Raw genomic sequence first — 20,867 nt, forward strand, 5'->3', positions numbered from 1 at the left:
ATGATTAATATGATATCATCATAATGGCTAGAGGATGTTGAGTGCAAGGTTGAATATGCTCGGTAGGAAAGTTTAGATTTTTAGACACAAATTAAATCAAAAAAACACCAAGTGCATTCCTTCGCACCTGATGTTCGTTTTTCTGTTGGCCCTATAAAGACCGCTGTTGATTTCCGTACTAGGCTTCACCTATTGTTCCAATCAACAGCTAGTGTACACAAAAAGCAATACTCTTCTTTTACTAACATTATAGTTTATTAAACTCCCACAACATGTAAGTATGTACTTTACATCATGATGCCGCCGTCCACATGCAAGACGGTTCCATTTACATAATCGGATTCATCTGATGCCAAGAATAGATATGCGTTCGCAATATCGCTCGGTTTACCTAGGCGCTGCAACGGGATGACCTGCAAAAGCCCCTGGATAACCTTTTCCGGAACAGTCGCTACCATGCTCGTTTCCACAAATCCAGGTGCGACAGCGTTTACATTGATTCCTTTGCGCCCGAATTCCTTTGCCCATGATTTAGTCATCCCTACCACCGCCGCCTTGGAAGCTGCGTAATTGGTCTGACCGACATTGCCATACACGCCTGAAACAGAAGAAGTATTGATGATTTTTCCTGCTCCCTGTTCAAGCATATGAGGGACTACCGCCTGGGTACAGTTGAATACTCCATTGACGTTGATATCCATTACTTGCTGGAAATCTTCACCGCTCATCTTAAGCAGCATATTGTCCTTTGTTATGCCGGCATTGTTTATTAATATATCGATCTGTCCAAATTTTTCTTTTACCATTTGTACCATTTCCAATACTTGTGACTGGTTCGATACGTCCACCTGGTAGAAGGCAGCTTCACCCTCCGCCTGCAGCTCCGAGACTCTTCGTTCCCCAGCTGCAGCATCATAGTCCACTAGTGCCACTTTTGCACCTTCCCGTAAAAATACCCGCGCTGCCTCCAGCCCCAACCCATTGGCGGCACCGGTAATGATGGCTACTTTTCCTGATAGTCTCATTGATATTGTTCCTCCTGTTTTTTCACGAATGTTGTAATGGCTTCCAGCAGTTGCGGCAGATCATCCACCAAGGCAGAGTGTCCGCACCCTTTTAATGGAATGAAAGTCGCTTTATCTCCTAAATCCTCGAGGATCTCTCCTGTCATTTGTTCAGTGATGACAAGATCCTTTTCTCCTGCAAGAACAAGCACCGGGATATTGATTTTCTTTACATCTCCTGTTCCATCCTTCAGGCCATTATTCTTTTCACTGATATTAAATGTGTTCAGGGCATGCAGTATTTCCGGGTAATTGCGCTGTGTCAGCATATCATCCAAATATGCCTCGTAACGTTCCTTTTCAGGTTTATTATCATGGTAGATGGCAAAATCCCAAATCATCCGTAACATGTCTTTATTTTTCGTTTCATATGCTTGTGTAATGGTGATGGTTCTTGTTTTATCCTGCAGGACCTGTTCATAACTGGTAAGTCTTTTGGATAAATCCTGCTGACCTGTTTCATCCGTAGCGAAAATCGGATATCCTCTGGTAGAAGCGGAAGCAAGCAGAATCAGCTTGTTGCAATAGCCTGGGTTATCGGCAGCAAATTGCATTCCTACCGCTCCACCTGTCGACCATCCGATCAAGGAGAAATCAGAAAGCCCCAGCTCATCTACAAAAAGCTTGATATCAACCGCTAATTCCTTGATAGAATAGAATTTTTCATGATAGGTAGACTCGCCAAAACCACGCATATCCACTGCTATCAAATGAAAAGAAGGATCGATGTTCTCCATGACAAGGTCCCAATGTTTAGAGGAGGTCATATTACCATGAACAAGTAATATTGTTTCTCCACTTCCTTCACGCTCTCTATACCCGAACGTTTCGCCATTTGCCAATTTGACTGATTTTTGTACGATAACACTCATGTATCTCATCCTCCTAATTGATAGCTTTCCCCCATCTGATCGTTGTTGCACCCCATGCATAGCCGATACCCGCACTAACCAGAACGACAATGTCACCAGCTTTTATCTTCTCTTTTTCCAATGCCAGCTCAAGCGTTAGGATCTGGTCGATCTGGCCGATATGCCCGTAGTCTTCCAGATAGATAGATTGGCTTTGGGTCAATCCAAGTTCCTTTAATACATAGTCATGAGCCGATTTCTTCATATGAAGGATGCCTAAATAATCCACATCCTTCTCAGTTAAGCCGCTCCTTTTCAAAGACCCACGGATGGTTTCCAGGAAATTTCGCATCGATTTCTCTTCCAGTCTTGCTTTCATTCCTTCTGGGTCCAGGACTTCCAGTTTGTTCAATCCTTTTTCTAGTGCTTCTGTTGAAATGGGGTGTTTCGTCCCACCTGCCACCACTACCACATCCTTTGAAAAGGATCCGTCCGTAATCAGGTGGGAGGCAAGCACCTCGTTTTCTCCAAGATTCTTTTTAAGAAGGAGAGCTCCTCCTCCAGCCGCCAAGTTGAACATGAAGCGTGTCCGTTGGTTATCATAATTGATAAAATCTTCATTACGATAACCGCCTGCCAGCAGAACGGTGTTGATAGCATCATCACTAAGCATCATATCCTTAGCTATCTTCAACGCCATGATGGTGGTGCCGCAGCGTAATGCCATATCAAACCCAATCGCATTCACCGCACCCAATCTCTCCTGCATATATAGGGCCGCTGTCCATAATGGATATTCCTTATGCTCTTCTCCGATATAAATGATCAGATTAATCTCTTCGGCTGTTATTGCCGCCTTTTCTATAGCAATTCTTGCCGCTTTGATTCCCATTTCACATGTATGATCTTCCTCTGCCGCAATGGGCTTCTGTTTAATGCCCAGCTTTTCTTCCACCACATATATAGGTATTCCAGATTTTTCTGAAATCTCCTTGCTCGACATGAAATTTTCCGGGATATAAATTCCTGTACTGACAATTCCAACGCTTGTCATCACTCTCACCTGCTTAATATATCCTTCATAAATTCATACACTTCCTCCAAGGAAGTAACCGATACTTCTTCCTCACCTTGCACATGGCTGACAGTAATTCTCCAGACAGGATTCTTATGATCTTTATCCACTAAGCTTGCGCATCGTACCACAAAGGATGCTACATTCGGCTGTGTAATCATCTTTTTCCCCCTAACCTGAAATGTTGTTATCGTTTTTAATAGCGCTTTGCTTTGCTTTCCTCTTCCCCCACCAGAGTCTTACTGTCCCTATGATGCCTTGCGGGAAGAACATGACGACAAGTATATAGAGGATTCCGAAAAAGATGATCCAGCGCTCAAAAATCCAATGCACCTTCGCTAAATCCGTTAGCCAGTGATGCGCAAATTCGATCAATCCTGCACCAAGAATGGCACCGATCAGCGTGCCTACTCCACCGATGATGGTCATCAATAAGGCATCGAGCGTCACATCCACTGCAAATACGGAGGTATTGACAAAACGCAGAGTCAGCACGTAAAGGCTTCCGGCGAAGCTTGCCACTACACCTGCAACGACACTTGCTATCACCTTATAGTGAAGAACGTGAAAGCCAAGTGATTCGGTTCTGTTCTCATTCTCCCTGATAGCCTGGAGCACCCTTCCTAGTGGAGATAGGGTGAACCTTTTTAACAATAGAAAAATAGCAGCCATCATTAAAAGAGCAACAAAGTACAATGTCATTCTATCCTTTAGTGGATCCGGAATGGAAAAGGTGAAACCATCATTTCCGAATGTAAGGGTTCTCCACTTTTCGGCTACCACTAAAAACAGACCAGAAAAGGCAAGGGTAAGCATCGCATAGAAATGGCTTTTTAAACGCAAGGAAAGCATCCCCACGAGGTAACTGATAGCGGCTGCAATAACCGCACCAACAAGTACGGCGAGAAGCAATGTTGCGATGGTACCGTCAAAATGCTTGAGCATTACGCCTGTAGAATAGGCTCCAATTCCAAAGAACATCGCATGACCAAAGGAAACGATACCCGTGTAGCCAAGGAGAATATCATAGCTCATCGCAAATATCGCAAACAGGAATATTTGCGTAAACATGATTAATAGCGTACGAGAATCAGAGACAAACGGCACGGCCAGAAGCATGATGAAAATTAATAAATACACCAAATTAGGCTTTGTCATATATGTGTTCATGCCCTCACCCCTTTACCCCAAATAGGCCTTGCGGACGGAAGATGAGCACAGTAGCCATCAACAGCATGTTTACCGCCAATGCCAGGTCCGGTACGTAATATGCCATAAAGCTTCCACTCAATCCCACCAGGATGGCCGCAAGAACCGAACCGGTTATGCTGCCCATGCCACCGATGACCACCACGATAAAGGCAAGTATTCCAAATTCCAACCCCATTTCGGCATATATGACTCCTGAATAAGGTCCAAGAAGCATTCCTCCAAGAGCTGCCATGGCCGCTCCGACCATGAAAACGAGCATGAATACCCGTTTAATATTGATGCCCAAGGCTTGCACCATTTCCTTATTGATTACACCAGCCCGTACAATAAGGCCTATTTTCGTATTTCTCAGAATATAGTAAATGGTCCCGAAAACCAGTGCGCCAACAATAATGATGAAAACTCTGTATTTGATGATGATAATGTCCCCAAACTCCCAGCTGCCACTGAAATAGGAAGGAGTTTTCGCACTAAGCTGATTCGGCCCGAAAACGACCTTGATCATTTCACTCAGTACAAGCATCACCCCTAATGTGATCAGAATCTGCTGGACATGATTGCCGTAAACAGGCTGAATGATAAATCTTTCAAGGGCTAAACCTAGAATAAGTCCAGTCGCAATGGCAGCGAGAATACCTAACATAAAACTTCCAGTTGTGCTATATACCCAGATACCGGAGAAAGCACCCCAGGCGAACAACCCTCCATGGGCGAAATTCAGTACATCCATCAAGCCGAATATCAGCGTCAATCCTGCAGCCAGCAAGAATATCAGCATCCCTGTCGCTAATCCGTTGACAGCAAGGTTAATAAAAACCTCCACTATGCTCCCCTCCTTTTATGCAATTCCCAAATAGTGCTTCCGCAGTTCCGTATTCTCTTTAAGCTCTTCCATCAACCCATTATGAACGGTTCTTCCATCATCCAGGATATAAAAGCAATCCCCGATGGTACTTGCCATATAAAAATTCTGTTCCACCAGAATGATAGTCGTCTCTTTTTTCATCTGTTCAATGGAATGCATCACCTTTTCCACCATGATCGGCGCTAGCCCCTTGCTAGGCTCATCTATCAGCAGGAGCTTGCTGTTATTGACATAGGCACGGGAGATCGCGAGCATTTGCTTCTGACCGCCACTGAGATTTCCTCCACTCTTCTTCCAATAGGTTTTCAGATCCGGAAATAAATCCAGGATCCAATCCAGACGGGAAAGTGTTGCCACGTCGTGCTTTCTCATGGCGACCTTCATATTTTCCTCTACCGTCAATTCCCCAAATATCCCTTGATCCTCCGGGACATATCCGATTCCCTTATTGGCAATTTCATATGTTGCAAGGCCGGTGATATCCACCCCATTATAGGTGATGGAACCTTTGTTAGGTGGGTTCAATCCCATGACACTTCTCAGGGTGGTTGTTTTTCCTGCACCGTTTCTGCCTAGCAGAACGGTAACTTCTCCCTGCTTCGCTTCAAAATCCACCCCTTGCAAAATATGAAACTGTTCTATATAGGTTTGTATCCCTTCTACTTTAAGAAGCGTTGTCATCATACAATCCCCCTAAATACGCCGATTGGACGGTTTCATTGTTCATTATTTCTTCAGGAGTCCCATCCGCCAACAGCCTTCCATTGAACAGGACCGTTACTGAATCAGATAGATCCAGGATCATATCCATTTTGTGTTCTATTAAAATAATGGTTCGATCTCCCTGTGATTTTATCAGCTTTATCACTTCGAGAATAGCCGGCACCTCTTCAATCGACATTCCGGCAGTTGGTTCATCCAAAAGGAGAATCTCTGTTTCCAGTGCAAGCAGCATCGCAATCTCCAGCTTCCGTTTTTCACCATGCGCAAGGTTCTTGGCGAGTGAGTTCGCCTTCTTATCCAACAGTACTGTCGTTAAAAGTTCCATGGCCCTCACTTCAAAATCCTTGAAGTGCAGGAAGTGGGAAAACATGTTGTACCGCACCCCTTTTTGCGATTGAACGGCAATCCTCACGTTCTCCAAAACAGTTAAGTTAGGGAAAACATTGGTTATTTGAAAAGATCGACCTATCCCTTTTCTCGTCCTCTTCATAGGAGTCAGCTTCGTTATTTCCTCCCCTTTCCAATAGACCTGGCCTTTTGTTGGCTTCAGCTGTCCACTTAACAGATTGAAAAAAGTGGTTTTTCCTGCACCGTTTGGACCGATGATCGATTTGAAATGATTGGGTTCCACCTTGAAATTCACCCCATCGACCGCAACATGTCCTCCAAAAGCTATCGTTAAATCCTTTGTTTCCAAAATGGGATTCACTTTGATTCCCTCCTTTTAACTTTTATGTGTTGCTTTAAGCATATGGAGCTGGACTAAAGAAAAAATGTGAACAATAAACACCCTGTTGGTCTCCGTTCCAGGCGTTCGCTTATCCAGGAAGGCCTCGGGAGCCTCCTCGGCGCTTTGCACCTGCGGGGTCTCCCTTGACACGCTGCTCCCGCAGGAGTCTCACGCCTTGCACTCCAACCAACAGGGGGTGAGTAATAGAATAAAATTTGCCTTTCTAAAGTTTGACAAATTGCTCTTTGTCTCATATTTTCATTTCATTGGAGCAAATAATGTTAAAAAACTGAGTTGATTGTAGCGGAGGACACTTGACTCCTGCGGGAGAGTAGAGGGCATGGGAGACCCCACAGGCGAAGCCGAGGAGGCTCCCATCCGTCCCCGGGGAATCTTGTGTCCGCAGCGGAAATCAACGGCTACATTTGATGGGGACATTTTATCAAATTAGCAACAATGAATGCGAAAACAGCCTTAATGTAAATCCAGAAATATAGTACGAAGGAACTTTAGAGCAGAGCTCCAAAGTTCCTCTCATCTATGATTAATTTCGAACTGGTGGGGCCGTTTCCTCAGGGGATAGTTCCCTGATCAGAACTGGCACCGGATATTCCACCCCATCCACCTTTTCCAAGCGAATCGCATACAAGGTCTGCATCGCCTGATGATCTTCAGGACGGAATGTCATTTGACCTTTTGGTGTATCAAAGCTCATTCCTTCCATGGTCTCAATGAGTTGATCTGTGTCCGTTTTACCCTCTGTCTTCTTTAAAGCTTCGACGATGGCAATAGCTGCAGACATCCCGCCCGGCGTGAACAGATCCGGCACTTCCCCATTGAATTTTTCTTTATGCTTTTCCACCAGCCAATCGTTTATTGGATTGTCAGGCAGCGTATGATAGTAAACTGAAAATCCCTCCATGCCGATCAGCTGCTCCATCGTGGAAAGTGCCGCAATATCAGGAGCTCCAGTGGAGATCTTGATTCCTCTATCCTGCACCTTCATATCTGAAATCTGGTTCCATGGAGAGTTTGCACCCGCCCAAACAACGAAAAGATAATCGGGCTTTGCATCTAGGATCTTCTGGATATTGGATGTGAAATCCGTTGCAGCAGGATCTGCATACTCCTCAAGCACAATGTCTGCTCCGAGAGCTACAGCGGCTTCTTTAAATGCTGCGACCCCGTCATGACCGAACGAATAGTCAGGCGCCAATGTCGCGATTTTCACACCTTTACCGGCGATTGCTGCTGCCCCTGCCACTGCATCCTGCGAGGAGTTGCGGGCAGTACGGAAAATATATTTATTCCAATCAGCACCCGTGATGCTATCGGCTACAGCCGGTTCCACAATCATCACCTTTTCATATTCTTCAGCCAGCGGAAGCACTGCCAATGTGTCCCCTGAACTTGATGATCCCACCAGGAAATCCACTTCATCTTCCTCTAATAGTTTAGTAGCTTTTTGGATGGCCACTTCCGGTTTTGTCTCGGTATCCTCCACCACAAACTCAATCTTATGGCCGTTCACTTCCATGGTTCCTTCTGTTGCGTAATCCAAGCCCAGCTCAAAACCTTGTACCGTCTGCTTGCCATAGGTTTCCAGAGCCCCTGTCAGAGAAGCAAGTACCCCTACCTTAATCACCTTTTTGTCATTATCTCCACTTGACGAATCCGAATCTGTTCCTGCATTGTTGTTACAGCCGGCAAGCACCAACATCATCATACAGGCAAGCAGAAACCCTATTTTCCATTTTTTCATTGTTTATCCCCCTCTAAACCAATTTGAAAAGTTGTACCCTTATCGTAAAAGGAAGGGGTTACAAATGAGTTACATGCAAATACCCCCGCACCCAAAAATTGTGGGTATGGGGGTATCCTCATTCAGTTTGCTTTACCGAGTACCATGTCATACATCTGCATTGTCGTGGACATCGGTTCCACACCGAGTTCGTTCTCGAGATAGGTTTTACATTTTGCAAACCACTTCATTGCCTGCGGACGGTTGTTTTTTTGATAATAACAGAACATCAGAAGTCGATAGGCTTCTTCCCATGTTGCGTCCTTTTCTATTATCTTTTCGCAGTAGTGGATTGCCTGATCGAAGCTTCTGGCTGCAACAAGCAGTTGTGCTATTTTTTCACAGCAACGTAAATAATAGACCAGTAGGCGCTCACGCTCATTCAAGCACCAATCCGCATATTTCTGCTCAGGCAGGAAATCTCCTTTGTATAGTTCCAACGCCTTTTCCAATAGGATTAACGCTTTACCCGGTTCCTTTTCATCCAGCCCGATATGTGCAAGCGTTTCAAATTCCATACAATCCAGCATATATCCGCAGTTCGGGTTCAATCCATAGGTGTTACCGTTCCTTTGGATAAAAAACGGCTCTGTCCGAGCTTTACGGTCCGGCTCCAAAGCATTGTTCAATGCATTCAAAGCGACCTTGAAATCCCTTGTCACCGTTTTTTCCGGAACATTGGGCCAAAGTGCTGCAAAAATGTCATCCTTGACGATCTGCTTTTTCCGTTTCGTGACAAAATACTCCAGCAGCTCTTTTGCTTTTATCCGCTGCCAGTCTTTTGAGTCCAGTTCTTTTGAGCCCAACCATACCCTGAATCCACCAAGAGTCTGTACTTTCAACGTATAGCCTGGATGATTGTGAGCATTCGCAAAGCCCAGCTCATTTAACAAGGATGTCACATACGATCGCTGAATATCTCTTTGCAGCGCTTCCTGCAGCAATGGTGTGAATTTCTGGATATCACTCGGCCCGAAGGTTGTGCGGTTAAATAGCATGAACTCATAGTTTCCTGCTTGAAGAAACGTCAGAAAGCGGTTCATCGAGTCTTCAAAGTTCCCCCATTCTTCCTTCTCATAAGAATGGATGGAGCGCCAGAAATAATAAAGAAGCTCCCCATAATCGTCTCCGCATTTATGGAGCAGACTGTAAGCACGCACTCCATAGTACTCGACCTTCTCCCATTTTCCATTTACGATTGATGCTATTTTCATGGATAGGTAGATCAAGCCTGAAAGCCAGTTGTCCTTGACTTCCTCTGTTTCCTTTAAGGCCTCTTCCCCGCAAATGATCGCTTTTTCAAAAGCTCCCTGGTTGGCGTATAAGAGACATAGCCCCATATTCGCTTCGGCTTTTCCTCTTGAAATATTCAATTCATCCATTATGTTCAATGCAGTCTCATAGCATTGCTTGGCAAGTGTTGCATCATAGGCTTCCATCAATTGAACCGCATGACCTAGACGGATCCAGCCGCATGCTTCCACAAAAGGTGCCTGCAGTTTTATTCCCTGCTTGATTCCGGCATCCGCCAATTTCTTTGCCTGTTCCGCATTCCCCATAAATACCTCTACCAAAGAAAGCAGAAGGTCTGTCTCTCTATGGGATTGGGGCAGGATTCCTTCTACCTGGTCCCTTTTAGTGGAAGTCAGCAATTTCTTTGCCTTTTGCAGCTTTCCTGAGCGGAGCATAATTCTTGGTTCAAGATTATTCTCAGAACTATGTTTATAGGAAGCTTCCACCTTATCAAACCACGCCAAGGCTTTTGTCGCCTGACCGGCATTCAATAGATTTTCCGCCATGATGGAATAGAGCTGATTCTGCTCTTTGGCTTCTACTTGAGTAGTAGCGAGTAGATGAATAGCTTCTGAGAGCAGCCTCTCCGCCTTTACCGGCTGAATGGTATCCAAATAAATTTTTGCAATGCCCTTCAGAGATCGAATGGTGGCAAGTCCATCCTCATATTCCCTCGAGACCTTCAGCGCCAGCATATAGGCCTTTTCCGCTTCTTCATACTGACAGCGATAACGGTAGATTTCCCCTTGAATAAACCAGAGCATATAGTATTTTCCCTTTATCCTGTCATTGATCCTCAACAGCTTTTCGAGCATATAGGAAAGCTGCCCCTGTTCGATCAGCTCGAAGCCAAAATCATGAATCAAGGCTGCAATGGCGGAATAGTCCGCCACCTTTTCCAAATGAGAGATGGCGGAAAGAATATCCCGCTTTTTTATATACCACTTCGAACATCGTTTGTGCAGCTGGATATATTGCGCTTCCTGCTGCTTCAGCCGCCTTTCCAGAAACTCCTTGAACAAGGCATGATAGCGATATTGATCGGGTCCCGATGCACTAATAAAAACATGCCTTTCCGCAAGGGTCTGCAGCAGATAGTTCGATCCGTTTATACCAAGGATTTCATCGCACATCTCGCCTGTCATGATGTCAAGTATCGAGGTTTGCTCCAAAAACTGCTGTACCATCGGGGTTTGTTTCGTGAAGACCTCTGTCGCCAAATATTTGAACAAATCGTCCAATGTTCCGGAAGTGGATACCATGTCATTGTGCAATGACTGCTCCCCCAGCCTTTGGCTTAGAAGTCCAATGGCCATCACCCACCCCTCCGAAAGGGAATAGACCTCTTCTACCTGCTCTTCTGTCACATCCACCATATAGATATCCTCCAATAAAACCTCCACTTCTTCTTTCGAGAATTTCAAATCCTCTTCCGTAAATTCCAATAGTTCATTCTTCACTTTCATTGCGGTGAGAACATCCCAAGTCGGACATTCCCGTGTAATCAAAATGAGATGCAGGTTGGAGGATATATGCTGCAGTAGCCAATGGAACCATGTGACAATTTCCGGGTTTCCCTGAACTAAATGAAAATCGTCTATGACAAAAATGATCGGTTCCTCAAGATTCAAGAGCTCATTCAGGAACAATGAGCATAAATCCTGTATTTCCTCATCCCTAATATATCGGTCCATTCTTTCAAGATAAGAGAGTATCTTCTCCCCGAAGCCTTCCTTCTCTCTTCTGATAGCATGTACCACATAACGAAGAAAAGGAATCAGTTCATCATCGAACGCTGTCGCCGTATACCAATATGTAGGGACATCGAATGTAGGAACAAAGGATGCCAGAATGGTACTTTTTCCATAGCCGGGACCAGAATGAACAATGGTCACGCCATGACTGGTAACCGCTTTCATTTTTCTTGCCACTTTTGCACGTCTTAACACATAATCCTTGACGATTGGCGTGGTGAGTTTTGTATGGAGGATTGTGTTTGTATCAGATGAAGACATCATCTTGCCCCCTAGTTCAGAATATTCTATCTTTTTATTCTATTATAATGGAAAAAAGAATGCAGATAGTACTTTTTTCAACATGTTAAGAGTGTTACAACAAAAAAAAGAGAGCAACCTCGGTTTCCAAGATGTCCTCTCTCCAACTATTTAAAAATTGTACCAAATTCATCTGCCGGCCAATAGCGGATATGAACCTTTCCAACAATGTCTTCCATTTTTATAAAGCCGAAATGACGGCTATCGCGGCTGCCAAGACGATTGTCTCCGATCACAAACACATGACCCTTTGGAACCTTTTCAACGCCGGTCAGCTCTTTTAATGTAAAGTCCCCGGTGAAATTCCCGCCAAGGATCCGAAGGTTATCCGACCTAATAAACGGCTCCAGTACCAGCTCATCATTTACATATAACATATCTCTCTTATATTCTATTTTATCTCCCGGTAACCCTATTACTCTTTTCACATAGTCTTCCTCAGTGCTGTCCTTATGAAACACGACAACATCGAATCGTTCTGGCACGGAGAAAGCATAAACCATTTTATTGACCATTAGAAAGTTCCCTTCTTCTAATGTAGGGTTCATGGAATGGCCTTCCACTACATAATTGGAAAAGAACAGGGCACGAATCATAATAACCAAAAGGAAAGAGACAAGCAACCACTTCATCGCTGATTTACGCTGTACGTTTGTATTCTTTTCTTTCAATTCATAACCCCCGAAATTAATCTGTTAGGTCTATTGTACCAATAACCATCTATTATCACAATATACTGAATTCTCGATAATATTCTTTTTTTATAAGGCTCTTTTCAGCACTAAGGTTATTACTTCACAAGTGAAAAATCGGCATTTGGATTTTTCACCTTTATTATTGTAAATACTGCTAACCTACCTCGTGCATCGGTTAGGAAAAGAGCACGATGAAACGTTAAATTCGTGTTTGCAACCTCTACGAAAAGTAACAATTTTTGCGAAGATAACGTTTATTTATCTGCTGAAAGCTGCAGGCGCAATTCTACCTTTTTTCCAATATACCATAAAACAAGCATAATCGTTAATGCGATCACCGTTTTAATAGGAGCGCGGATAAAAGAAATAATATCATACCCAATATAACTGATCGTAAAAATCATAACCATCTTCCCTGCTAACAGTGCCAGAAAAAATTGATAGAATTTTATTCGTGACAGGCCCGCCACCATATTGATTAAAAAGGACGGAGTGAAAGGGAAACATAATAAAAAGAAAATCGGTCCGAAGCCATGCCTCTCGATCCAGGACATCGTCTTTCGGATTTTCTCTTTTTCCAACTGCCTTTGAATCCATTTATTTTTTTTCAGCTTGGTTGCAAAAAAATACACAATGACTGCACCGACCACTGTGCCTGACCAAGAAATCAAAAATCCCAGCCATAAACCAAATGCTGCAGCGTTCGCCATGACAATCACAATCAGCGGCAGAAAAGGTAAAAACGCTTCTAGTACCACCAGTAAAAATCCGGGAAGCGGACCAAATGACTTATAATCCTGAAGCCCTTCCAAAAGGTTATCCATTGTTAGTAAATCTTTAAAGAAATTTATCATATCCATGTAGGTTAACTCCGCTTCTGTCTATATCTATCATCTCTTATTGTACTAGTTATTTCTATATTCACCCATAAAATAACATAAAAACTTTACATTTTTTTATAAAGTATCCAATACCCGTTTAATGCAAAAAACAACCATCCATTTCACTTTGGAATGGATGGTTGTTTTTATTTTTTTAAGAAGCGGTGCCCTGCTCCATATAAAACACTTCCCAGAGGTGTCCGTTTATATCCTCAAAGCCCCAGCCATACATGAAGCCGTGATCCTGTGGGTCATTGGATGGCTTACCTCCGGCATCGAACGCCCTGTTCACGATTTCCTCCACCTCTTCCCGGCTATTTGCAGTAAGGGCAATGATGACCTCAGAGCTTTTGGCTGTATCCGAAATGTCCTTCTTTGTAAACGACTTAAAATAATCCTCCACGAGCAGCATCGCGAAAATATTGTCGCTGATCACCATGCATGTTGCGTTTTCATCAGTAAATTGGGGGTTGAACTCAAAACCGATTTTCGAAAAGAATTCTATCGTCTCATCAAGATTTTTCACCGGCAAATTCACAAATATCTTATCTGCTTTTAAAGCCAAGCTTTTCACCAACCCTTCAAGTTTTTGCTACAACTTTAATATTTCACTGCAAATCGATATTCTCCTTCCTCAGCTTTGGAAAAAAGTTATAACCATATTGATCTATTCTTTTGTCCTTTTATTTTCCTGCTGCTTCAGCCAATGCCGTATCCCTTTCCCAGCCAGAGGTTCATCGTTATATCTCGGAATCACATGAAAATGGCTGTGCGGGATCGATTGGTTGGAAGCAGGTCCCACATTCCAGCCTAATGTGTAGCCATCAGGGGAGAATTTTTCATCGAGATATCCTTTTGCCTGCTGCAAAAGATCATAGGAATCATTCCACTCCTCCCTTGTGAGCTCAAACGTATTTTCGCGGTGCTTTTTCGGGACAATGACTCCGCAGCCTTCGAGAACGTCCTGTTCTTTATCATGCTGAAGGAAATAACAGGTTTCGTTTTGTAGGACTATGTTTTGATTTGTATCGTTCTGCGGGTTGCAGAACGGGCAGTTTTTTTCGTAGGTCATGGTGCCTCCTAAGGGTAAGTGTTTTACGATTTTACAGCGCGCGTTGTGTGAATGCCCAGCGGTGTCCGTCCATATCATCCAGCTCGAATTCGATATCTCCCCATGGACGGGTGACAGGCTCGTCGATCGGCTTGCTTCCCAGATGGTGGTCGATCGGGACGAGACCGTTCTCTTTGACCTGTCTGAAGTGCTGATGAACGTCCTCGACTTCGGCATGGACAGCCGTATCTCCGGGAGTCACCGTTTCGGCTGGATGAAGCATGATAAGTCCGCTGCCTAAATGGAACCAATGCATCCCTTCGTATCCGTGCGAGTATTGGAATCCAGCTTTTTCATACCATTTCTTTGATTTTTCGGTATCCAAGCAAAATAAAACTAGGTGATCGAGTCCTTTGATCATATGTATGTTCCTCCCTGCTTGATTTTTGAGCATACTTTAAGGTTTCTTCGTGATATTTGAAAGTCCTCTAGCGGATTTAGGTGTTTTTAGTCCCACTCATGTTTCCAGTACTAAAAAAGCGTAAAGTTCATTTCTGTAAACTCGTTTATCAAAGGAATTTTTAATATATCAACGGTTTCCGATGTGATATCAACGGAAAAAATTTTTTATCAACGGATTTTTCGATATATCAACGAAAAGTAGCCAGATATCGATAAACCGCACTTTCCGACAATATTCGCCCGCACGTGCACTGACAACACCACTGTCGACTTCAACACCGACTACCTCGGAAATCCACAAACAAACAGGACAAAAATCCCAAAAGGGTCCTCCCCACCCCAGGGAAAGGCCCCCCTCCTTGTGCTTTCAATCCAAATTGCCTATTACTTCGCACCCTCCAAATATTCCACAAACCAGTTCTTGATATGGTTTAATCGGTGGATTCGGAGTGCCGGGTTGCCGCTTCTGGACAATTCATGGTTGGAATCCGGGAAGCGGACAAACTTGGTTGTCTTACCCTGTTTCTTCAGTGCAATAAACAGCTGTTCGGCCTGCTCGATCGGGCAGCGGTAATCTTTTTCACCGTGTAGGATCAAGAGTGGCGTGTTGACATTCGCTACGTACTTGATTGGCGAATGGTCCCAGAGCTTTTCGACTTTATCCTCCATGTTTCCTTTTACTTCCCACTCAGAGAAATAGTAGCCGATATCACTCACACCGTAGAAACTCAGCCAGTTGGAGATGGAACGCTGTGTCACTGCCGCCTTGAAACGGTCTGTATGCGCCACCACCCAGTTTGTCATAAAGCCTCCATAGCTACCGCCGGTTATCCCCAGGTTCTTCTCATCGATGTAATCGAATGTTTCCAAGGCATAGTCCATCGCACTCATGACATCGATATAGTCTTTGCCACCGTAATCGCCACGGACCGCATCGACGAACTCCTGACCATAACCATGACTGCCTCGCGGGTTTGTAAATAGCACAACAAAACCTTGGGAGGTGAGGGTCTGGAACTCATGGAAATACGTGTTGGCGTACATCGCATGAGGGCCGCCGTGAACTTCCAGGATAGTCGGATATTTCTTTCCTTCTTCAAAACCTGCCGGCTTCATGATCCAGCCATGCACGTCCCATCCGTCCGGTGCCTTAAAGCTGATCGGCTCGGCAGCGCTGATTTCCACTTCTTCTTTCCACGCTTTGTTCACATGTGTAAGCTGCTCTCTTTTCTGTGTTCTGAAATCAAGGTAATATAGTTCACCAGGATCAGTTGAGCTGCTGATTCCCACAATCGCTTCATGGGAATCTGTCAGGATAGATACGGCATACACATGCTCACCAGGAACATGGATCGGGTACATCGCCCCATCAAGGGAACCGTAGTAGATGCCTGTTCCACCCTGGTCACTCAACAGGAAGTAGAAGCCATCACTATCCTCCGTCCACATAAGGCCGGGATTCACATTGCCAGAATGGAAGTCGCCAATTGCCACATCTCCCACTTCGATATCCAGATTTTCTGTCAGACAGTGCAGCACTTCCGTTTCCAGCTGGTACACCCATACACGAGTCAACGTGGCACTCTGGAACTCTTTTTCATGTCCCAGGAAACCAAGAAACGCACCGTCAGGGGACCATGTGATGGTGGAAAAGAAACCGTTGCTGTGGGTCACTTTTTTCTTTTCTTTGGACTCGAGATCCATCACGTACACGTCCGTTACAAGCACCTCATCCGGATTTTCCTCCAGGTTCGCTACAAAAGCGACCTGCTTGCCGTCAGGGGACCAGACTGGGCTTCCATAGTCACGATCGCCGTGAGTTAGCAGCGTAACCTCCTTCGTCTGGAGATCAAGCACAGCCAAGTGATCGTTTTTCTTGTCCAAAAAGCCTTTTGCATCCGATTTATAACGCAGCTTCTCTACAACCATCGGCTCGGGTTTTTTCTTTTTCTCTTCTTTCTTGGAACCTGACTTCAGATCTTCCTCCGACTCCAACGCGGTACTGAAGATCAGCTTCGTTCCACATGGGGACCAGACAGGACCTCTTGCACCATTTTTGCAGAAGGAAACCTGCTCAGCTTCCCCTCCATCCACCGGCATCACATAGATTTGGGCTTTTTCATTACGCGTGGAAACAAATGCAAGCCTGCTTCCATCCGGAGACCACCTTGGAGTAGTCGCTCTTCCTTTTCCATATGTGAAAGGTTTTGCCTTGCCATCCAAGCTCCCTACATAAATGGTGGAAAGATATTCATTATCCTCTTCGCTGATTGTTGTCTGCACATAGGCAAACTTGCGGGAGTGCTTCTCCCACTGCGGATCTGTCAGGGATGTTAATCGATATAAATCGTTCGCTTCTATTTTTCTCTTTGTCATAGGAAACTCTCCCTTATGTATAAATTCAGTCTTACCTCTTTATTTCGACAGCAGAAATAGATACCCTTTATAAAATAAAAAAAAGCTCGAAATTATTCGAACTTAAAAAGTTGCTTGCATAATTTTTATAATTTGGTATAGAATAAATACGAACAGATGTTCTTTTTTTCGAAAGCAGGAGGATTAATTTATGACAAGACTATCAAAAGAACAAATACACCTCTTTGAGCAAGCCATCTATCTTCCCTTATTGCTAATTGTCCTTGAACGGGATACCGCCATCATCCGGGAAAGCACGTTGAAACTGAAAGAGCCCTATCTCACCTTGATTGACGAGGTCATGAAAAAAGTACAGCTTCAGCTTAAACAAGTGAAAATGGACATGAAGCAGCAAAAAATGAAGCTCCATAAATTAAAACAGGATGAGGCCTTTACGATGTATGCATTTCTCTTCAACGGCTATGAGGAGCACCACAATTACTTTAATCCGAGAATCCGCAACAAAATCAATGACCTGCTGCACTTTTATCTGGTCAATAAAGAGCAGCGGCTGCTTAATGAAAAATAGGAAGCGTTTCTGTTTTGTCAGGAGTTTTCAAGCATACGTGTAACCGGTTCTGTTCGTTCACCGAAGCATAAAAAACTTCTTTCACATCTGCGATCTTCCGCATTAATAGCTCTTCACGAAGCCAGGCTTCATTCAAGCCTTTATATTGAAGGGCTTCCTTTTGTATTTCTCCATCAATAATAACTGTAAACTCCACAGCATTTAGTGCAGGGCTTCCTTTTACATGCTCCACTTTCGCAGTTTCCTTTTCAGGCTTTAGCTTAACAGACAGGTCACCATTTGCCTCTACTAAAGCGAAATGCACATCCTCGACCCTAAACACATCCTTCTGCCTCAGCATCTGCAGAACATTGTCAATCGAATAGCTTATCTTACGCATATTGTGGATATGGAACTGACCTTCATAAATCACCAGCGTCGGCTCAAAGGATAAGTACCGGCCAACTTTTCTGTTCTTTATTTTCCACCACGCGATGAGCTTTTGAAGCAGCGCTATCCCAATGATTGCACCAATAGTCGGAAAGTGATGTATTTCAGGGTCGGCGATATCCGCTCCTACGACAGAACCGAGCGTCAATATCACGAGAAAATCAAAAACCGGCAACTCACCAATGGAACGCTTTCCCATAAACAAAGTCACCAGCAGCATCAGTGGCAGAATGGTGACGATACGCAGCATCACCTTCATTAAATCGAGAATAAGCTCCAAGGCCGTCACTCCCTTCCTCCATAGCCTTTTTCAAAAAGAAAATCCTATACACATAACTTGATTTATAGGTTCCACCATAGAAATAAAAAACATCCCCTAATATGAAAGAGGATGTTTACCATTACTTTTTTTTGATGATTCGATAGGTTCGGGGAGGAGAAGCAACATAATCTCGATGCTCCTGAGGAACACCTGATCCTTGAGCCCTTTGTAGCATCCTTGTTCGCAATAGTGCGGCTCTGTGCATTTGGGTTTCAAAGGAACGCAGGGAAATCTGGAATTCCATTTCGGTTTTATTGGTAAAGTGGGCAATTGTAGTGGATAAGGATGTTTTTCTTGTTTTCTCAACATGGTTCAGGGAAATCCAGGTGCATTCATTTTTTTTGGGAGACATGGTGGGAAAAAAGTACAAGTCACTCATGGGGTCTATTGCAAGTGGGGATTTGTGCGTAACACCCGTCACCATTTTAGTTCCTGATTTTCTGCCTTCCATACTTGCTCCATAGTAGTTACAGCTATCATCGATAATTTTAAGGGGAGGTAGGTCCACGTATATGTCCCCTTCCACTTCCATTATCTTAGAAAACACTTTCCCCTGTTCCTCTATAGGCAATACAGCCATAGTGAAGCGATTGATCTCATATTCTGAAACTAAAGTGACACTATTCTCCATATAATTCACCCTTCCGCTAAAAAATGATTTGCCCGGCTCCGAATAGAGCGAAAGAACCAGAAATTTGTCTATTTATGTATATTTTTACAAAAGATAACCAAAAAGTAAAGACTTTTTAAATTTTTCTAAATATTTTTAATTTTTGTTGATTTTATGTGAGTTCCCCAATATACTATTAAAAAGGCTCGAGGTGAGGGACTCATGAAAAATGAGAAGTCTTATACGGAATTGATGAAGTCAAGAGTAATGAACAAAAAATTGTCCGTTGAAGCCTATATGATGAATATTTATACCCAGATGATCATTGATGAATCGCTTTACCACTACCACAAGAATCTCCTCCAAGAAAGAATAGACCATGCCATCGACACCAAAGACCACACGCAGTTTCATTCCCTAAGCTCCACATACAAAAAGTTCCTGACTGATTGGGGCGATTCCGCCTGATAACATGGAAAGAGAAGAGCCCAAATTTGGATCTCTTCTCTTTTTTTATTCTTCTTTTAGAATTGTGCCTCTTCCGTAGAACCGGAAAGTGCTGTAGTGGAAGAATTCCCGCCGGATACCACTTTAGCCACTTCATCGAAATAACCTGTGCCCACCTCACGTTGATGACGGGTTGCCGTATAGCCGTGCTTTTCACTGTCAAACTCCGCTTGCTGCAATTCCGAATATGCCCCCATCCCGCGATCTCTGTACCCTCTCGCCAGCTCAAACATGCTGTGGTTCAACGCATGGAACCCTGCAAGCGTCACGAACTGGAACTTGTAGCCGAAAGTGGCGATCTGCTGCTGGAAGGTCTCAATCGTTTCGTCATCCAACTTGGATTTCCAGTTAAAAGAAGGAGAACAATTATAGGCAAGCAGCTTTCCAGGGAATTCTGCATGAATGGCATCCGCAAAAGCTTTTGCCTGCTCCAGATTCGGCTCGGACGTTTCACACCAGATTACATCTGCATAAGGAGCGTATGCCAATCCGCGTGCAATCGCCTGGTCAAGTCCGGCCTTTGTTCTGAAGAAGCCTTCAGGAGTCCGTTCTCCCGTCAGGAATGGATGATCATATTGGTCCACATCACTTGTAATCAAATCCGCCGCATCCGCATCTGTTCTGGCAATCAAGACAGTCGGCACTCCCATCACGTCAGCAGCCAATCGTGCAGAGATCAGATTTTTAACTGCGGTCTGAGTAGGCAACAGAACTTTTCCTCCCAAATGCCCGCATTTCTTTTCGGAAGAAAGCTGATCCTCAAAATGAACACCGGAGGCTCCGGATTCAATCATTCCCTTCATCAGCTCAAACACATTCAATTGCCCGCCAAACCCAGCTTCTGCATCCGCTACGATCGGTGCAAAATAATCGACTTCCTCTTTTCCTTCTAAGTATTGGATCTGGTCCGCACGCTGAAGCGCCTGGTTGATGCGCTTGACCACATGAGGGACGCTATTGGCAGGATACAGGCTTTGGTCCGGATACATATTTCCTGAAAGGTTGGCATCTGCCGCTACCTGCCATCCGCTTAGATAGATGGCCTTCAATCCCGCTTTTACCTGCTGGATCGCCTGATTTCCTGTCAAAGCACCAAGTGCGTGCACATAATCCTCTTTTGTAAGCAGATCCCAAAGCTTTTGTGCCCCTCTTTTTGCCAATGTGTGTTCAATGTCAATGGATCCGCGAAGCCTTAGTACATCCTCTGCACTATATGGTCGCACAACCCCATTCCATCTTGTCTCAAGCTCCCAGCTTTCTTCTAACATTGCCATTCTCTCTTCTCTGTTCATCTTTTC

General features: G+C 44.2%; 21 protein-coding genes. 2 read left to right on the forward strand and 19 right to left on the reverse strand.

The genetic code is table 11. The annotated features are described in order from the left end of the window. Window positions 1-287: 287 nt before the first annotated feature. The 16 genes from fabG to ABN702_RS13730 all read right to left on the reverse strand — a co-directional run bounded on the left by fabG (window position 288) and on the right by ABN702_RS13730 (window position 17,133). Complete coding sequence (fabG, locus tag ABN702_RS13655; RefSeq protein WP_417897373.1) at window positions 288-1,025, reverse strand: 3-oxoacyl-ACP reductase FabG; 738 nt, start codon at window positions 1,023-1,025, stop codon at window positions 288-290. After that, entirely contained in the window at window positions 1,022-1,936 is a 915-nt protein-coding gene (locus ABN702_RS13660; RefSeq protein WP_417897374.1) for an alpha/beta fold hydrolase, read from the reverse strand. Before ABN702_RS13660 ends, fabG begins: the two co-directional genes overlap by 4 nt. Window positions 1,937-1,949: 13 nt before the next feature. Next, the gene (locus tag ABN702_RS13665) at window positions 1,950-2,969 is read right to left on the reverse strand and encodes a 3-oxoacyl-ACP synthase (RefSeq protein WP_417897375.1); all 1,020 of its coding nucleotides are present in this window, start codon (window positions 2,967-2,969) and stop codon (window positions 1,950-1,952) included. Window positions 2,970-2,974: 5 nt separating this feature from the next. Further along, entirely contained in the window at window positions 2,975-3,151 is a 177-nt protein-coding gene (locus ABN702_RS13670; RefSeq protein ID WP_417897376.1) for a hypothetical protein, read from the reverse strand. A 10-nt stretch (window positions 3,152-3,161) separates the two neighbouring features. After that, window positions 3,162-4,160, reverse strand: a complete 999-nt coding sequence (locus tag ABN702_RS13675; RefSeq protein WP_417897377.1) for a branched-chain amino acid ABC transporter permease — start codon at window positions 4,158-4,160, stop codon at window positions 3,162-3,164. A gap of 4 nt (window positions 4,161-4,164) precedes the next feature. Next, window positions 4,165-5,025 (reverse strand): branched-chain amino acid ABC transporter permease, encoded by an 861-nt coding sequence (locus ABN702_RS13680; protein WP_417897378.1) that lies wholly within the window; start codon window positions 5,023-5,025, stop codon window positions 4,165-4,167. Window positions 5,026-5,040: 15 nt separating this feature from the next. Next, window positions 5,041-5,748, reverse strand: coding sequence for an ABC transporter ATP-binding protein (locus tag ABN702_RS13685; protein ID WP_417900907.1), 708 nt, complete (start codon window positions 5,746-5,748; stop codon window positions 5,041-5,043). After that, complete coding sequence (locus ABN702_RS13690; RefSeq protein ID WP_417897379.1) at window positions 5,732-6,499, reverse strand: ABC transporter ATP-binding protein; 768 nt, start codon at window positions 6,497-6,499, stop codon at window positions 5,732-5,734. Before ABN702_RS13690 ends, ABN702_RS13685 begins: the two co-directional genes overlap by 17 nt. Before the next feature lie 565 nt (window positions 6,500-7,064). Beyond that, complete coding sequence (locus ABN702_RS13695) at window positions 7,065-8,282, reverse strand: substrate-binding domain-containing protein (protein ID WP_417897380.1); 1,218 nt, start codon at window positions 8,280-8,282, stop codon at window positions 7,065-7,067. Between the two features lie 122 nt (window positions 8,283-8,404). Continuing rightward, complete coding sequence (locus tag ABN702_RS13700) at window positions 8,405-11,632, reverse strand: BTAD domain-containing putative transcriptional regulator (protein ID WP_417897381.1); 3,228 nt, start codon at window positions 11,630-11,632, stop codon at window positions 8,405-8,407. A 143-nt stretch (window positions 11,633-11,775) separates the two neighbouring features. Continuing rightward, entirely contained in the window at window positions 11,776-12,300 is a 525-nt protein-coding gene (gene lepB, locus ABN702_RS13705) for a signal peptidase I (RefSeq protein WP_417900908.1), read from the reverse strand. A gap of 317 nt (window positions 12,301-12,617) precedes the next feature. Then, a complete protein-coding gene (locus ABN702_RS13710; protein ID WP_417900909.1) occupies window positions 12,618-13,217 on the reverse strand; it encodes a TVP38/TMEM64 family protein in 600 nt (199 codons plus the stop codon). A 181-nt stretch (window positions 13,218-13,398) separates the two neighbouring features. Continuing rightward, the gene (locus ABN702_RS13715; RefSeq protein WP_417897382.1) at window positions 13,399-13,809 is read right to left on the reverse strand and encodes a VOC family protein; all 411 of its coding nucleotides are present in this window, start codon (window positions 13,807-13,809) and stop codon (window positions 13,399-13,401) included. A gap of 102 nt (window positions 13,810-13,911) precedes the next feature. Next, window positions 13,912-14,316 (reverse strand): HIT family protein, encoded by a 405-nt coding sequence (locus ABN702_RS13720; RefSeq protein WP_417897383.1) that lies wholly within the window; start codon window positions 14,314-14,316, stop codon window positions 13,912-13,914. Between the two features lie 31 nt (window positions 14,317-14,347). Beyond that, the gene (locus ABN702_RS13725) at window positions 14,348-14,716 is read right to left on the reverse strand and encodes a VOC family protein (protein ID WP_417897384.1); all 369 of its coding nucleotides are present in this window, start codon (window positions 14,714-14,716) and stop codon (window positions 14,348-14,350) included. 425 nt (window positions 14,717-15,141) lie between these two features. Next, window positions 15,142-17,133 (reverse strand): S9 family peptidase, encoded by a 1,992-nt coding sequence (locus tag ABN702_RS13730; protein WP_417897385.1) that lies wholly within the window; start codon window positions 17,131-17,133, stop codon window positions 15,142-15,144. A gap of 190 nt (window positions 17,134-17,323) precedes the next feature. Between ABN702_RS13730 and ABN702_RS13735 the strand changes: the two genes are divergently transcribed. Next, complete coding sequence (locus ABN702_RS13735; RefSeq protein WP_417897386.1) at window positions 17,324-17,701, forward strand: hypothetical protein; 378 nt, start codon at window positions 17,324-17,326, stop codon at window positions 17,699-17,701. Here ABN702_RS13735 and ABN702_RS13740 read toward each other — a convergent pair. Both ABN702_RS13740 and ABN702_RS13745 read right to left on the reverse strand, forming a co-directional pair. Further along, a complete protein-coding gene (locus ABN702_RS13740) occupies window positions 17,688-18,419 on the reverse strand; it encodes a DUF421 domain-containing protein (RefSeq protein ID WP_417897387.1) in 732 nt (243 codons plus the stop codon). The two genes, ABN702_RS13735 and ABN702_RS13740, sit on opposite strands and share 14 nt — an antisense overlap. Before the next feature lie 112 nt (window positions 18,420-18,531). Then, on the reverse strand, window positions 18,532-19,083 hold the full coding sequence (locus ABN702_RS13745) for a competence protein ComK (protein ID WP_417897388.1): 552 nt from the start codon (window positions 19,081-19,083) through the stop codon (window positions 18,532-18,534). A 201-nt stretch (window positions 19,084-19,284) separates the two neighbouring features. Here ABN702_RS13745 and ABN702_RS13750 point away from each other — a divergent pair, with 201 nt between their 5' ends. Continuing rightward, window positions 19,285-19,530 carry an IDEAL domain-containing protein gene (locus ABN702_RS13750; RefSeq protein WP_417897389.1) on the forward strand — a complete coding sequence of 82 codons (246 nt, stop codon included), beginning with the start codon at window positions 19,285-19,287 and terminating at the stop codon, window positions 19,528-19,530. A 56-nt stretch (window positions 19,531-19,586) separates the two neighbouring features. Here ABN702_RS13750 and aceA read toward each other — a convergent pair whose 3' ends face one another. Continuing rightward, window positions 19,587-20,861 carry an isocitrate lyase gene (aceA, locus tag ABN702_RS13755; protein ID WP_417897390.1) on the reverse strand — a complete coding sequence of 425 codons (1,275 nt, stop codon included), beginning with the start codon at window positions 20,859-20,861 and terminating at the stop codon, window positions 19,587-19,589. Window positions 20,862-20,867 lie beyond the last annotated feature (6 nt).

The sequence above is a fragment of the Bacillus haimaensis genome (genome assembly GCF_048270625.1).
Lineage (GTDB): Bacteria > Bacillota > Bacilli > Bacillales > Bacillaceae_I > Sutcliffiella_A > Sutcliffiella_A haimaensis.

Coding starts and splice junctions, on each gene's coding strand:
- fabG (WP_417897373.1), bottom strand. CDS start 1,025: ATGAGACTATCAGGAAAAGTAGCCATCATTACCGGTGCCGCCAATGGG.
- ABN702_RS13660 (WP_417897374.1), bottom strand. CDS start 1,936: ATGAGTGTTATCGTACAAAAATCAGTCAAATTGGCAAATGGCGAAACG.
- ABN702_RS13665 (WP_417897375.1), bottom strand. CDS start 2,969: ATGACAAGCGTTGGAATTGTCAGTACAGGAATTTATATCCCGGAAAAT.
- ABN702_RS13670 (WP_417897376.1), bottom strand. CDS start 3,151: ATGATTACACAGCCGAATGTAGCATCCTTTGTGGTACGATGCGCAAGC.
- ABN702_RS13675 (WP_417897377.1), bottom strand. CDS start 4,160: ATGAACACATATATGACAAAGCCTAATTTGGTGTATTTATTAATTTTC.
- ABN702_RS13685 (WP_417900907.1), bottom strand. CDS start 5,748: ATGACAACGCTTCTTAAAGTAGAAGGGATACAAACCTATATAGAACAG.
- ABN702_RS13695 (WP_417897380.1), bottom strand. CDS start 8,282: ATGAAAAAATGGAAAATAGGGTTTCTGCTTGCCTGTATGATGATGTTG.
- ABN702_RS13700 (WP_417897381.1), bottom strand. CDS start 11,632: ATGATGTCTTCATCTGATACAAACACAATCCTCCATACAAAACTCACC.
- lepB (WP_417900908.1), bottom strand. CDS start 12,300: ATGAAGTGGTTGCTTGTCTCTTTCCTTTTGGTTATTATGATTCGTGCC.
- ABN702_RS13710 (WP_417900909.1), bottom strand. CDS start 13,217: ATGATAAATTTCTTTAAAGATTTACTAACAATGGATAACCTTTTGGAA.
- ABN702_RS13720 (WP_417897383.1), bottom strand. CDS start 14,316: ATGACCTACGAAAAAAACTGCCCGTTCTGCAACCCGCAGAACGATACA.
- ABN702_RS13725 (WP_417897384.1), bottom strand. CDS start 14,716: ATGATCAAAGGACTCGATCACCTAGTTTTATTTTGCTTGGATACCGAA.
- ABN702_RS13730 (WP_417897385.1), bottom strand. CDS start 17,133: ATGACAAAGAGAAAAATAGAAGCGAACGATTTATATCGATTAACATCC.
- ABN702_RS13735 (WP_417897386.1), top strand. CDS start 17,324: ATGACAAGACTATCAAAAGAACAAATACACCTCTTTGAGCAAGCCATC.
- ABN702_RS13745 (WP_417897388.1), bottom strand. CDS start 19,083: ATGGAGAATAGTGTCACTTTAGTTTCAGAATATGAGATCAATCGCTTC.
- ABN702_RS13750 (WP_417897389.1), top strand. CDS start 19,285: ATGAAAAATGAGAAGTCTTATACGGAATTGATGAAGTCAAGAGTAATG.
- aceA (WP_417897390.1), bottom strand. CDS start 20,861: ATGAACAGAGAAGAGAGAATGGCAATGTTAGAAGAAAGCTGGGAGCTT.